This is a genomic window from Streptomyces sp. NBC_00252 (assembly GCF_036187565.1).
GTDB lineage: Bacteria > Actinomycetota > Actinomycetes > Streptomycetales > Streptomycetaceae > Streptomyces.
Window position 1 is genome coordinate 6,261,807 of sequence record NZ_CP108087.1, and the last position, 12,689, is coordinate 6,274,495.

At 69.9% G+C, this 12,689-nt stretch carries 14 protein-coding genes and 1 tRNA gene; 7 read left to right on the top strand and 8 right to left on the bottom strand.

Annotation, left to right across the window (positions count from 1 at the left end; all coding sequences use genetic code 11):
* Positions 1–8: 8 nt before the first annotated feature.
* Positions 9–644, top strand: a complete 636-nt coding sequence (locus OHT77_RS27675; protein WP_328831127.1) for an SMI1/KNR4 family protein — start codon at positions 9–11, stop codon at positions 642–644.
* A gap of 125 nt (positions 645–769) precedes the next feature.
* Here OHT77_RS27675 and OHT77_RS27680 read toward each other — a convergent pair.
* A tRNA-Cys gene (locus OHT77_RS27680) sits at positions 770–844 on the bottom strand.
* A gap of 189 nt (positions 845–1,033) precedes the next feature.
* Between OHT77_RS27680 and OHT77_RS27685 the strand changes: the two genes are divergently transcribed.
* From OHT77_RS27685 to OHT77_RS27710, 6 genes are all read left to right on the top strand, one after another.
* Positions 1,034–2,494 carry an MFS transporter gene (locus tag OHT77_RS27685; protein ID WP_328831128.1) on the top strand — a complete coding sequence of 487 codons (1,461 nt, stop codon included), beginning with the start codon at positions 1,034–1,036 and terminating at the stop codon, positions 2,492–2,494.
* Between the two features lie 138 nt (positions 2,495–2,632).
* Positions 2,633–2,857 carry a hypothetical protein gene (locus tag OHT77_RS27690; protein ID WP_328831129.1) on the top strand — a complete coding sequence of 75 codons (225 nt, stop codon included), beginning with the start codon at positions 2,633–2,635 and terminating at the stop codon, positions 2,855–2,857.
* 332 nt (positions 2,858–3,189) lie between these two features.
* Positions 3,190–3,615 (top strand): type II toxin-antitoxin system death-on-curing family toxin, encoded by a 426-nt coding sequence (locus tag OHT77_RS27695; protein WP_328834359.1) that lies wholly within the window; start codon positions 3,190–3,192, stop codon positions 3,613–3,615.
* Positions 3,616–3,732: 117 nt separating this feature from the next.
* Positions 3,733–5,541, top strand: coding sequence for a DEAD/DEAH box helicase (locus OHT77_RS27700; RefSeq protein WP_328831131.1), 1,809 nt, complete (start codon positions 3,733–3,735; stop codon positions 5,539–5,541).
* 352 nt (positions 5,542–5,893) lie between these two features.
* Positions 5,894–6,535 (top strand): IclR family transcriptional regulator, encoded by a 642-nt coding sequence (locus tag OHT77_RS27705; protein WP_033286087.1) that lies wholly within the window; start codon positions 5,894–5,896, stop codon positions 6,533–6,535.
* 267 nt (positions 6,536–6,802) lie between these two features.
* On the top strand, positions 6,803–7,597 hold the full coding sequence (locus OHT77_RS27710) for a S16 family serine protease (protein ID WP_328831132.1): 795 nt from the start codon (positions 6,803–6,805) through the stop codon (positions 7,595–7,597).
* On the opposite strand, the gene OHT77_RS27715 is transcribed toward OHT77_RS27710, so the two are convergent.
* The 7 genes from OHT77_RS27715 to OHT77_RS27745 all read right to left on the bottom strand — a co-directional run bounded on the left by OHT77_RS27715 (position 7,594) and on the right by OHT77_RS27745 (position 12,601).
* A complete protein-coding gene (locus tag OHT77_RS27715; protein ID WP_328831133.1) occupies positions 7,594–7,779 on the bottom strand; it encodes a hypothetical protein in 186 nt (61 codons plus the stop codon). The two genes, OHT77_RS27710 and OHT77_RS27715, sit on opposite strands and share 4 nt — an antisense overlap.
* 11 nt (positions 7,780–7,790) lie before the next feature.
* Positions 7,791–8,375, bottom strand: coding sequence for an ArsR/SmtB family transcription factor (locus OHT77_RS27720; protein ID WP_328831134.1), 585 nt, complete (start codon positions 8,373–8,375; stop codon positions 7,791–7,793).
* An 81-nt stretch (positions 8,376–8,456) separates the two neighbouring features.
* On the bottom strand, positions 8,457–9,413 hold the full coding sequence (locus OHT77_RS27725) for a glycine betaine ABC transporter substrate-binding protein (RefSeq protein ID WP_328831135.1): 957 nt from the start codon (positions 9,411–9,413) through the stop codon (positions 8,457–8,459).
* On the bottom strand, positions 9,410–10,213 hold the full coding sequence (locus OHT77_RS27730; RefSeq protein WP_328831136.1) for an ABC transporter permease: 804 nt from the start codon (positions 10,211–10,213) through the stop codon (positions 9,410–9,412). The genes OHT77_RS27725 and OHT77_RS27730 overlap by 4 nt, the downstream gene beginning before the upstream one ends.
* A complete protein-coding gene (locus OHT77_RS27735) occupies positions 10,210–11,457 on the bottom strand; it encodes a betaine/proline/choline family ABC transporter ATP-binding protein (protein ID WP_328831137.1) in 1,248 nt (415 codons plus the stop codon). The genes OHT77_RS27730 and OHT77_RS27735 overlap by 4 nt, the downstream gene beginning before the upstream one ends.
* Complete coding sequence (locus OHT77_RS27740) at positions 11,450–12,097, bottom strand: ABC transporter permease (RefSeq protein ID WP_328831138.1); 648 nt, start codon at positions 12,095–12,097, stop codon at positions 11,450–11,452. The genes OHT77_RS27735 and OHT77_RS27740 overlap by 8 nt, the downstream gene beginning before the upstream one ends.
* A gap of 12 nt (positions 12,098–12,109) precedes the next feature.
* A complete protein-coding gene (locus OHT77_RS27745) occupies positions 12,110–12,601 on the bottom strand; it encodes an Lrp/AsnC family transcriptional regulator (protein ID WP_328831139.1) in 492 nt (163 codons plus the stop codon).
* Between the last annotated feature and the right edge of the window lie 88 nt (positions 12,602–12,689).

Here is a 12,689-nt window from a genome sequence, read left to right on the forward strand (position 1 = left end):
GTCGTCATATGACCGACGACCTCAGCGCTGTCCTCGCCAGTCTCGATGCGTGGCTGGAGGCCAACGCGCCCGCGGACTACGCCGCCCTGAACCCACCCGCAGCGCAGGACGATATCGACGCCATCTCTGACCGGCGGTTCCCTCTGCACGCACATCTGGCGGAGTGGTTGGGTCGTCACGACGGGGTCACCGCTAAGGGCCATGACGGTCCCGGCGTCATCATCCCCGGCGGGTTCATCCTGCACGGAGCCGATGGAATGAGTGCCGGTCAACGATCGCTGGAGGAAGCGATCGCTGGATGGATTGACGAGAACGAGGCGGAAGACCCATGCCTGCGGGACGTCTATGACGGCGTGTACGGGTATTTGTTCCACGTCCGGTGGGTTCCGATCGCCACGGATGTCACCGGAGGCAAGCTCATTGTCGACCACCGTGGTGGAGACCGGTTCGGGAACGTCCTCTACGGGCTGCACGCCGGGGACACGGAAGGCCCGGTGAAGGTGTGGGACAGCCTTTCGCACATGTTTCGAGACCTCCTCGCCGCCCTGACTGAGGGGACGGAGATCCGTCTGCCCGGTTATGCCGACCCGATGACACCACGCCTCTCCGGCACCGATAACGATGCCTTCGTGAGATGGAGGTAGGACGGAACGGTTGTCACAAGCCGAGCCTGCGCTCGACCGGGCAACTGAGACGGGAACTGAGACGGACGACCAAAAGGGCGGCACTCCCGAAGGGGTGCCGCCCTTTTCTTTGCCTGGTCAGGCGCTGGAGGCCGTGGCGGGAATCGAACCCGCGTAACTCGCTTTGCAGGCGAGTCCCTGAACCACTCGGGCACACGGCCGTGTTTGGTGAGTTGACCGTAGGGCCGGGGGGTGGGGCCGGACAAGGGGGCCGGGGGCGGTGCAACGGGACTGCCATACGCCGTTCATGAATGGGGTCCGCTGGTGGGTCGGTCGTACGACCAAGGTCTCAGGTGGGGGCCGACTTCCGACAGGGGTCAAACCGGGCTGTGGACCTTACGCTGGCCGGCATGACCGTCCTCGAACCCCGTGACGCCGATGTCACGCACACCGCCTCCGACCTGGCCGATGAGTGTCATGACTCCGTGTTGGGGCGGTCGCATCGGGCGCTCAGTGTGGGGATCGTGTCCGTCGTGCTGCTGATCGCCTTCGAGGCGACGGCGGTGGGGACGGCGATGCCGGTCGCCGCTCGGGAGCTGGGCGGGGTGTCGCTGTACGCGTTCGCGTTCTCCGGGTACTTCACGACCAGTCTGTTCGGGATGGTGTTCGCCGGGCAGTGGTCGGACCGGCGGGGGCCGCTCGGGGCGTTGACCACCGGGATCGGGGCGTTCGCGGCGGGGCTGGTGGTGGCCGGGACCGCTCAGGCCATGTGGGTGTTCATCCTGGGGCGGGCCGTGCAGGGGCTCGGGGGTGGGCTGGTCATCGTCGCCCTGTATGTCGTTGTCGGGCGGGCGTACTCCGAGAGGTTGCGGCCCGCCATCATGGCCGCGTTCGCCGCCGGTTGGGTCGTGCCGTCCATCGTCGGGCCGTTGGCCTCCGGGGCGGTGACCGAGCAGCTGGGGTGGCGATGGGTGTTCGTCGGGATTCCGGTGCTCGTGGTGTTCCCGCTGGCCCTCGCGCTGCCGCAGATACGGCGGCGGGCGGCCGGGCCCGTGTCCTCGCCGGGTGCGTCACCCGTGCCGTTCGACAGGCGCCGTATCCGGCTCGCTCTGGGGATCTCGCTCGGCGCCGGGCTCGTGCAGTACGCCGCCCAGGATCTGCGGTGGGTCTCGCTCATCCCGGCCGTCGCCGGTGTCGCGCTGCTCGTGCCCGCCGTGCTCGGGCTGCTGCCGCGCGGGACGTACCGGGCGGCGCGCGGGCTGCCCTCCGTCGTGCTGTTGCGCGGGGTGGCCGCGGGGTCGTTCATCTCGGCGGAGTCCTTCGTGCCCTTGATGCTCGTCACGCAGCGGGGGCTGTCGCCGACGCTGGCCGGGTTCTCGCTCGCGGCGGGCGGCGGGACCTGGGCGGTCGGGTCGTGGGTGCAGTCCCGGGCGGGGCTCGAACCGTACCGGGAACGGCTGATGACCTTCGGGATGGTGCTGGTGGCCGCCGCGATCGCCGGGGCGCCGAGCGTCCTCATCCCTTCCGTGCCCGTGTGGATCGTCGCCGTCGCGTGGGCGTTCGGGTGTTTCGGGATGGGGCTGGTGACCTCGTCGACCAGCGTGCTGCTCCTCCAGCTGTCCGCCCCGGCGGAGGCCGGCACCAACTCGGCCGCGCTGCAGATCTCCGACGGACTCTCGAACGCCGTGCTGCTCTCCATCGGCGGGGCCGCGTTCGGCGCGCTGGGCGGCGGCACGGTCGGGCACACGGTCGGCTCCGCGAGCGGCACCGGGTCCCATCCGGCCGCCTTCGCCGCGGTGTTCCTGCCGATGGCGGTCGTGGCGCTGGCGGGGGCGTGGGTGGCGACCCGGGTGCGGACGGAATCGCGGTGACCTCGCGTGGCGGCGCTCGGTGCGGTCCGGTGCGGTGCGGTGCCGTTGAAGGATGACCGGGAGGAGCGCTGAGCCGTAGGCCGGCCTTCCCGCGATATCCCGTCGCCCGCCGGTGAGCCCTCCCCATACCCTCACCCCATGCCCCAGCCGACCTCCCAGCACCCTGACCAGCCCCAGCCAGGTCTCGACCCCGCCCTCCAGCAGGCCCTCGACGACCTGGCCGACGCCACCGGCCGACCGCCGGAGGCCCTCGCGCGGGACGCCGTAGCCAGGTATCTGGAGGAAGCGGGCGCCCCGGTGCGGGCGGCTGCCGAGCGGCTTGCCGTCGCGCACGCCGAATTGTTGAGGAGGCTCGGCGAATGACGGACGACATCGAGGCCGCCTCGGGCCCGGACGACACCGGTGCCTCGGGCCCGGATGGCATCACGGCCGCCTCCGGCTCGACCGACACCGGGTCCACCGATCCGGACGACATCACGGCCACCGGCCCGGACGACACCGGTGCCTCGGGCCCGGACGGCATCACGGCCGCCTCCGGCTCGACCGACACCGGGTCCACCGACCCGGACGACATCGAGGCCGCCTCGGGCCCGGACGACACCGGTGCCTCCGGCCCGGACGACACCACGGTCACCGACCCGGACGGCATCACGGCCACGAACCCGGACGACATCACCCCCACCGACCCGGACGGCATCACGGCCACCGACCCGGACAACACCGGGCCCACCGACCGCCGGCATCTCACCGTCGGGGAAGTCGTCGACATCGCGCGGATCGCGTTCGGCGGGCGGGTGCCCGAGGTGCGGGAGCCGGGGCTGTTCGCCTCGGCGGTGCATCGGCCGCGGGCTCGGATGTTCGGGACGGCGGCCTACATGGACCTGTACGAGCAGGCCGCCGCGCTGCTGCACGCCCTCGCCACGAACCACCCCCTCGTCGACGGCAACAAACGCACCGCGTGGCTCGCCGCCGCGGCCTTCCTCGCCGTGAACGGGGTCGATCTCGCCGGGGTGGACCAGGACAGGGCATACGACCTGGTCATCGACGTGGCCTCGGGGGAGGAGGGCGACGTGGGGGTGATCGCGGAGGCGCTGCGCGGTCTCGCCGGACAGCCGGTGTGACGTCAGTCCCACCCCCGCCACCCCGGCGTCGTCCGCGCGTTGACACCGCCGGGCCGCCGGTAGGGTGGCCCGGTTGTCATACGTAGCCGAGCAGCCCTACCCACGAACCCGGAGACCGTGACTACTACCGCCGCCTCCTCGTCCGCTTCCGCCTCCTCCCATCACCTCTCCCCGGCCTTCCCCGGCCGCGCCCCCTGGGGCACCGCGAGCAAGCTGCGGGCCTGGCAGCAGGGGGCCATGGAGAGGTATGTCCAGGAGCAGCCGCGGGACTTCCTCGCGGTCGCGACCCCCGGTGCCGGCAAGACGACCTTCGCGCTCACCCTCGCCTCCTGGCTGCTGCACCACCACGTCGTGCAGCAGGTGACCGTGGTCGCGCCGACCGAGCACCTGAAGAAGCAGTGGGCGGAGGCGGCCGCGCGCATAGGGATCAAGCTGGACCCCGAGTACAGCGCGGGACCGATCGGCAAGGACTACCAGGGCGTCGCGGTCACGTACGCGGGTGTCGGCGTACGGCCGATGCTGCACCGCAACCGCGTCGAGCAGCGCAAGACCCTCGTCATCCTCGACGAGATCCACCACGCCGGTGACTCCAAGTCCTGGGGCGAGGCGTGCCTGGAGGCCTTCGAGCCGGCCACGCGCCGGCTCGCGCTCACCGGTACGCCGTTCCGGTCGGACACCAACCCCATCCCCTTCGTCACGTACGAGGAGGGGAACGACGGGATCCGGCGGTCCTCCGCCGACTACACCTACGGCTACGGGTCCGCGCTCTCCGACGGCGTCGTCCGGCCCGTCATCTTCCTTTCCTACAGCGGCAACATGCGCTGGCGGACCAAGGCCGGTGACGAGATCGCCGCGCGGCTCGGCGAGCCGATGACGAAGGACGCGATCAGCCAGGCCTGGCGTACGGCGCTGGACGCGCGCGGCGAGTGGATGCCGAGCGTGCTGCGCGCCGCCGACCAGCGGCTGACCGAGGTCAGGAAGGGCATCCCCGACGCCGGCGCCCTCGTCATCGCCTCCGACCAGGACTCGGCGCGCGCCTACGCCAAGCTGATCCGCGAGATCACCGGCTCCAAGGCGACCGTCGTGCTGTCGGACGACACCGGTGCCTCCAAGCGCATCGACGACTTCGCGGCGAGCAACGACCGGTGGATGGTCGCCGTCCGCATGGTGTCCGAGGGCGTCGACGTGCCGCGGCTCGCCGTCGGCGTGTACGCCACCACCATCTCCACCCCGCTCTTCTTCGCCCAGGCCGTCGGCCGTTTCGTGCGGTCCCGGCGGCGCGGCGAGACCGCGTCCGTGTTCCTGCCGACCGTCCCCGACCTCCTCACCTTCGCCAACGAGATGGAGGTGGAGCGGGACCACGCCCTCGACAAGCCGAAGAAGGAGGGCGAGGAGGACCCGTACGCCGAGTCCGAGAAGGAGATGGAGGAGGCGAACAGGGAGGAGGACGAGGACACCGGCGAGCAGGAGCAGTTCTCCTTCGAGGCGCTGGAGTCCGAGGCCGTCTTCGACCGTGTCCTCTACGACGGCGCCGAGTTCGGCATGCAGGCGCACCCGGGGAGCGAGGAGGAGCAGGACTACCTCGGCATCCCGGGCCTGCTCGAACCCGACCAGGTGCAGATGCTGCTCCAGAAGCGGCAGGCCCGGCAGATCGCGCACAGCCGCAAGAAGCCGGACGAGGAGGCCGACCTCCTCGAACTGCCCGCCGAGCGGCGGCCCGTCGTCTCCCACAAGGAGATGATGGAGCTGCGGAAGTCGCTCAACACCATGGTCTCCGCGTACGTCCACCAGACCGGCAAACCGCACGGTGTCATCCACACCGAGCTGCGCCGCACCTGCGGCGGTCCGCCGAGCGCCGAGGCCACGGCCGGGCAACTGCGGCAGCGCATCGCGAAGGTCCAGGAGTGGGCCACGCGCATGAAGTGATCCCCTCAGCAGATCCGTACGGATTCCGTCGGCCGTTCAGCACATCTGTGCGGAATCTGCGCAGGGTTGATCCGCAGGTCAAGACATATCGACATGAAGGGGTACCGGTCCGTACCAGCCGGTGCCCGGATTCTGGACGGAGACTTCCGCTCAGCGAACCGGCTTCGCTAGTGTCCCGCTACGCACACGCCCCGTGGCAGCGCCGCCGCGGAGCGCAGCCGTGAAGCGACTGGGCCCGGACACGCCGGGCCGCCTCGCCGATCGGCGGCCTCTGAAGCGCGTCACTGACGGGACTCGGTGACGCATCCGTCGCTGAGGAGCCGCCGACCTCACCACTTAAGGAGTGGGCGTCGTGACCGCGGAGACCTCCCAGACGCTCGACCGAGGACTGCGCGTCCTCAAACTGCTGGCCGATACGGACCACGGGCTGACCGTCACCGAACTGTCCAACAAACTGGGCGTCAACCGGACCGTCGTGTACCGGCTGCTCGCCACCCTCGAACAGCACGCCCTCGTACGCCGTGACCTGGGCGGCCGGGCCCGCGTGGGACTCGGCGTGCTGCGGCTCGGCCGCCAGGTGCATCCCCTGGTACGGGAAGCAGCGCTCCCCGCGCTGCGCTCGCTGGCCGAGGACATCGGGGCCACCGCTCACCTCACCCTGGTCGACGGCGCGGACGCCCTCGCCGTCGCCGTGGTCGAGCCGACCTGGACGGACTACCACGTGGCCTACCGCGCCGGCTTCCGCCACCCCCTGGACCGGGGAGCCGCGGGCCGCGCGATCCTCGCCGCCCGGCACCAGGCCGCCGACGAACCCGGATACACCCTGACGCACGGCGAGTTGGAGGCCGGAGCGAGCGGCGCGGCCGCTCCCCTGCTGGGCGTCACCGGCGTCGAGGGCAGCGTCGGCGTCGTGATGCTGGCGGACGCGGTACCGGAGCGGGTCGGGCCGAGGGTGGTCGACGCGGCCCGCGAGGTCGCGGAGGCGCTGCGCTGAATCGAGGTGGGCAGGGGGGAGGGCGATACACGCGCCGGCCCCCCTGCGACCTGACCGGCTCCCGGCCCGCGAGCGCCCCCTCGCGCCATGACCGGACCGGACCGGAGCTGACCGGCTCCCGGTCTGCGAGCGACCCCTCGCGCCATGACCGGACCGGACCGGAGCTGACCGGCTCCCGGTCTGCGAGCGACCCCTCGCGCCATGACCGGACCGGAGCTGACCTGACCGGCTCCCGGCCGGTACTGACCGTCGCGTTAGATTGATCCCGTGCTCCTCTCTCGCCTCACGCGCCCCCAGGCCGTAGCCGTCTGCGCCCTGCCCGTCGTGGCCCTGCTCGCCACCGCGGGTCTGGCGCCGCTGCCGTTCTCGCTGGCACAGCCCGGTCTGACCGCGAACGTCCTCGGCGAGAACAAGGGCACCCCGGTGATCACCATCGCCGGGGCGCCGGTGCGGAAGACGAGCGGTCAGCTGCGCATGACGACGATCGAGGCGACCGGACCCGATCAGCACGTCTCGCTGAGCGACGTGATCGACAGCTGGTTCCGCACCGACCGGGCGGTCATGCCCCGCGACTCGGTCTACCCCAGCGGCAACAGCGTCAAGGAGATCGAGCAGCACAACACCGAGCAGATGCAGGAGTCGCAGAACGACGCGACCACCGCCGCGCTCGACTATCTGCACCTCAGCGACAAGAAGGTCAAGGTCACGCTGAAGCTCGCGGACGTCGGCGGCCCCAGCGCGGGCCTGCTGTTCACCCTGGGCATCATCGACAAGCTCGACGGCAATGGCAGCGGCGGCGACCTCACGGGCGGCCGCACCATCGCCGGTACGGGGACGATCGGCACGGACGGGACGGTCGGCGCGGTCGGGGGAGTGGCCCTCAAGACCCAGGCCGCGCGACGGGACGGTGCGACGGTGTTCCTGGTGCCGAGGGCGGAGTGCTCGGACGCCAAGTCGGAACTCCCCAAGGGGCTACGACTGGTTCCGGTGACCTCGTTGAAGGGCGCGGTGTCCGCCCTGGAGGCGCTGGAGACGGGTAAGGGTTCGGTACCGAGCTGCTAGACCAGCGCCGGCTTCGTCCCGGCGGGCGCCGAGGCGAGCCGCAGACCGAGTTCTACGAGCGTCCAGCCGAGGCGCGTACGGAGTTCGCGCGGCGGTTTGGCGTCGGCGGCGAGACGGTGGGCGTCGGCCTGGGCGTGGAGTTCGGCGATGTGCTGCTGTGCGAGCTGGCTGTGCGGATACATGGCTGTGCCTCTCAGTCCGTCTCGATGGGGAACAGGTGGGTGTGGACGCGCACTTGCTCGGATTCCGGGGTGTCCTTGTCGGGGACACGGCTTCGGTAGTCGTCGATCAGGTCGCGCATCCTGCCGATGAGTTCGGCGGCCAGGTCGGGTGTCAGCCGTAGCGTCGCGTCGCTCATGTCGGAGGCGCGGGACCAGGGTTCGGCCCAGTTGCCACGGCCGTTGAGCCAGGTGATCAGCTCGCGGGAGTGGGTGTTCGCGACCTCGTGCAGGAACACCTCGGCCAGTCCCCGGACTTCGGGCCCGGCGTCCTCGAACGCGTCGGTGTCGAAGACGATTCCCTGGTCCACCGCCTGCCACCACCGCTCCCGGCCCTTGCCGTGCTCGGGGGCGTCCTCGACGAACCCGTGCGCGGCGAGCTGGCGCAGGTGGTAGCTGGTGGCGCCGCTGGACTCGCCCAGCCTGGCGCCCAGTTGGGACGCCGTGGCCGGGCCGCTGTTCCGCAGCGCGTCCAGCAGCTGCATCCGCAGCGGGTGTGCCAGGCCGCGCAGCGAGCGGGCGTCGAGGTGGCGTCGTTTCCGTTCTCCGTGCTCCTGCATGCCCACAAAGCTACCGTTGCAAAGAAGTCCTTGCAACCACTTCTTTGCAACTAACCCTTTGTGACTCGCCCCCCACCACCCCTACTTGACCAACCCCTCCGCCTTCATCCAGTCCAGCGCCACCTGATGCGGATCCTCCCCGTCGACGTCCACCTTCGCGTTCAGCGTCCGCGCCACCGTGTTGTTCAGCTTCTTCGTCACCGGGTCCAGGACCTTCGCGATGGCCGGCCACTTCTTCAGCGCCTTCGTGTTGATCTCGGGCGCCGCGTTGTAGTTGGGGAAGAACTTCTTGTTGTCGGCCATCACCGCGAGGTTCATCGACTTGATGCGGCCGTCGGTGGTGAAGACCTCGCCGTAGGTGCAACTCCCCTTCTTCACCTGGGTGTAGATGATCCCGGTGTCCATCTGCGTGATGTTCTTCGCGGGGAGGTTCATGCCGTACGCCTTCTCCATGCCCGGCAGGCCGTCCGCGCGGTTGGCGAACTCGCTCTCCACGCACAGCGTCACCGCGCCCGGGTTCTTCTTCGCGAGCGCGGCCACCTCGGAGAGCGTCCTCGTGCCGTACTTCTTGAAGTTGGCCTGGTTCATGGCGAGGGCGTAGGTGTTGTTGAGGGCGGACGGCGGCAGCCAGGTGATGCCGTTCTTGAGGTCCGCGTCCCGTACCGCCTGCCACTGCTTCAGCGGGTCGGTGATCGGCTTGCTGTTGCCGAGGTAGGTGATCCACGCGGTGCCGGTGTACTCGTACATCCCGTCCGCGTCACCGGACTTGACGGCCTCCCGCGCTCCGATGGAGCCCTGGATGCCGGTCCGGTCGAGGACGTCCGCGCCGGCCGCCTCGAAGGCGATGCCCATCATCGCGCCGAGGATCAGCTGCTCGGTGAACTCCTTCGAGGTGACGGTGAGATGGGCGCCCTTGAGGGGCTCGCCGCGGCCGACCGTGCCGGGGCTGACGTCGTCGACCATGGGGGAGCCGCTGGTCAGTCCGCAGCCGGCGACGACGACCAGGGTCCCGGCGAGGAGGAGACAGGTGGGTTTCATGCTCCGGCCTCCAATCCCCTTGGGCGGAGCAGGAGTTCGGCGAGGGAGGCCAGCCAGTCCACCAGCAGGGCGAGGCTGACGGTGAGGATCGAGCCGAGGACCAGGACGGGCATCCGCTGGGTGGTGATGCCGGTGGTGATCAGGACGCCCAGGCCGCCGCCCCCGCCGAAGGTCGCCAGGGTGGCCGTACCGACGTTGAGGACCAGGGCCGTTCGGACGCCGGCCAGGATCAACGGGACCGCGAGGGGCAGCTCCACCTTTGCCAGGACGCCGAGTTGGGACATGCCGATGCCCCGGGCGGCTTCGAGGAGCGTCGGGTCGTTGGCCTTCAGGCCCGCGATGGTGTTGGACAGGACCGGCAGGACGGCGTAGATGATGATGCCGATCAGGGCCGCCTTCTCGCCGGTGCCGAGCCAGATCACCAGCAGGGCCAACAGGCCGATGGCCGGAGTGGCCTGGCCCATGTTGGCGAAGGTCATCGCGACCGGGGCCGCTTTCCTGAACGATCCGCGGGTCAGCAGGATGCCCAGCGGGATCGCGATGATCAGCACGAAGAACGTGGAGATCACGGTGAGTTGCACGTGCTGCCACAGGGCCTTGCCGACCTGGCCGTTGGAGAGGGCGTTCTCCGAAATGGAGTCCAGGTGGGCCTGGTTGAACCACAGCCAGGTCGCCAGCAGGACCGCCACCAGGAACGCGGGCAGGATCGTCAGCTTCTGCCAGGTGATACGGCGTTTCGGGGGAGTCGGCGGCGCGGCTGCCGGCGTCTCCTCTTCCTCCAGTTCGGGGGTGGTGGTCACGCCGGCTCCTCCCCTCCGGCGCCCTCCTGCTCGGCGTGCGTCTGGAGGGCCCGGGCCTCCTCCAGCTCGTGCTGGGCCTCCATCGCCTCCAGCCGGTCGGCCTCCAGGAGTTCGTGCACGGAGTTCATCAGCGTCTCCATGTCGACGACCCCGGTGTACTCGCCGCGCCGCCCGGTGACCGCGACCCGGCCCGCGTTGTCCGTGAGCACCGCCTCCAGCGCGTCCCGGAGCGTCGCGTCCCGGGTCACCGTGTCGCTGACCAGCGTGCCCGCCCGGGCGAGCGAGCCCTTGGCGCGCATCATGTCGCCGCGCCGCAGCCACTTGTAGGGCCGGCCGCGCTTGTCGAGCAGCAGGATCTCGTTGGTGCCGCTCTCGCGGAGCCGGTCGAAGATGTCCTGGAGCGGGTCGTCGACGGTGACCGTCGGATAGTCGGTGATCTCCACGTCCCGTACGCGGGTCAGGTTCAGCCGCTTCAGGGCCGCACCGGCGCCCACGAACCCGGACACGAAGTCGTCCGCCGGGTTGGTGAGGATCGCCTCCGGGGTGTCGAACTGCGCGATGTGCGAGCGTTCGCGCAGCACCGCGATCCGGTCGCCCAGTTTGATCGCCTCGTCGAAGTCGTGGGTGACGAAGACGATCGTCTTGTGCAGTTCGTGCTGGAGCCTGATCAGCTCGTCCTGGAGGTGGTCGCGGGTGATCGGGTCGACCGCGCCGAACGGCTCGTCCATCAGCAGGACCGGTGGATCGGCCGCCAACGCCCGTGCCACGCCCACGCGTTGCTGCTGTCCGCCGGAGAGCTGGCGCGGATAGCGGCCCTGGAACTCGCCGGCGTCGAGGCCGACCAGGTCGAGCATCTCCTCCACCCGGTCCCTGATCCGGGACTTGGACCAGCCGATCATCCTCGGGACCAGCGCGATGTTCTGGGCGACGGTCATGTGCGGGAAGAGCCCGCTCGACTGGATCGCGTAGCCGACCTTGCGGCGCAGCCGCACCGGGTCGATGTCGGTGACGTCCTCGCCGTCGATGCGGATGCGGCCGCCGGTGGGTTCGATCAGCCGGTTGATCATCTTGAGCGTGGTCGACTTGCCGCAGCCGGACGGCCCGACGAAGACGACGAGTTCGCCCGCCTTGATCTCCATGTTGACGTTCTCGACCGCCGGCTGCGGGGTGCCCGGGTACTTCTTGGTCAGGTTCTCCAGTTCGATGGAGGCACCGGAGGTCGTGGTGGCTGCTGGCTCAGGCACGGATCCCCCTGGGAATGGTCAGCCGTCCGAGAAGGACGTAGGCGGCGTCGAACAGCAGCGCCAGGATGATGATCCCGAGCGTGCCCGCGAGCACCTGGTTGAGGGCGTTCTTGCTGCCCAGCGATCCGATGCCGCGGAAGATCTCGTTGCCGAGGCCGGGCCCGGAGGCGTACGCCGCGATGGCCGCGATGCCCATCAGCATCTGGGTGGAGACCCGGATGCCGGTGAGGATCGGCGGCCAGGCCAGCGGCAGTTCGACCCGCACGAGCTGCATCAGCCGGGACATCCCGATGCCCTTCGCCGCGTCGACCAGTGACGGGTCGACCCCGCGCAGGCCCACGATCGAGTTACGGACGATCGGCAGGAGGCCGTAGAGCGTCAGAGCGATCACCGTGGGCGGAACGCCGAGCCCCACGATCGGAATGAGCAGACCGATCATGGCGAGCGACGGAATGGTCAGAATGGTCGACGTGGTCGTGGTGGCGAGGTTGCCCGCCCACTCGCTCCGATACGTGACGACCCCGATCACCACCCCGATCAGCGTGGCCACGACCATGCACTGGAAGACCGCGCTGGCGTGCTGATAGGCGTCGGTGAGCAGTTGCTGGTGCCGGTTGCCCACGTACTCCCAGAAGCTCACATGCCCACACCCCTACGTCGGCCAGGTCGTCCTCTCCCGGTCTTCCGCCGCCTGTTCCACCAGCGGGATGATCCGCAGCGGAACGGGGTTCTCCATCACGATCGCGGTGGCGGCCCGGACAATGCCATCAAAACCGACAACCCGGTCGATGACCCGTTGGAGATCGGCGTTCGAGCGGGCGACCAGGCGGCACAGCATGTCGCCGCTGCCGGTGGTGGTGTGCAGTTCGAGGACCTCGGGGACCGTCGTCAAGTGGGCCCGGACGTCCGGGCCTTGGCCCTGCCGGATCTCCAGCGTCGCGAACGCCGTGACCGGGTAGCCGAGCGCCGCCGGATCGACCTGCGGGCCGAATCCCCGGATGACTCCATTCGACTGAAGGCGGTCCAGCCGTGCCTGCACCGTGCCCCGGGCCACCCCCAGCCGCCGGGACATCTCCAGCACCCCGATGCGCGGCTCCTCGGCCAGCAGCACGATGATCCGGCCGTCCAGTCGATCGATCCCCATGGCCCGCCTCCGAGGGTGGTCATCCTGTACAGAAAGCCCGCCGAAACGGTCGTACCGCTGAACAGACTGCCCAGCGGATACGCAAACT

Excerpts from the sequence above, each read along its gene's own strand:
- OHT77_RS27690 (WP_328831129.1), top strand. The coding sequence starts at position 2,633 with ATGCCCCAGCCGACCTCCCAGCACCCTGACCAGCCCCAGCCAGGTCTC.
- OHT77_RS27720 (WP_328831134.1), bottom strand. The coding sequence starts at position 8,375 with ATGCAGGAGCACGGAGAACGGAAACGACGCCACCTCGACGCCCGCTCG.
- OHT77_RS27725 (WP_328831135.1), bottom strand. The coding sequence starts at position 9,413 with ATGAAACCCACCTGTCTCCTCCTCGCCGGGACCCTGGTCGTCGTCGCC.
- OHT77_RS27715 (WP_328831133.1), bottom strand. The coding sequence starts at position 7,779 with ATGTATCCGCACAGCCAGCTCGCACAGCAGCACATCGCCGAACTCCAC.
- OHT77_RS27685 (WP_328831128.1), top strand. The coding sequence starts at position 1,034 with ATGACCGTCCTCGAACCCCGTGACGCCGATGTCACGCACACCGCCTCC.
- OHT77_RS27745 (WP_328831139.1), bottom strand. The coding sequence starts at position 12,601 with ATGGGGATCGATCGACTGGACGGCCGGATCATCGTGCTGCTGGCCGAG.
- OHT77_RS27675 (WP_328831127.1), top strand. The coding sequence starts at position 9 with ATGACCGACGACCTCAGCGCTGTCCTCGCCAGTCTCGATGCGTGGCTG.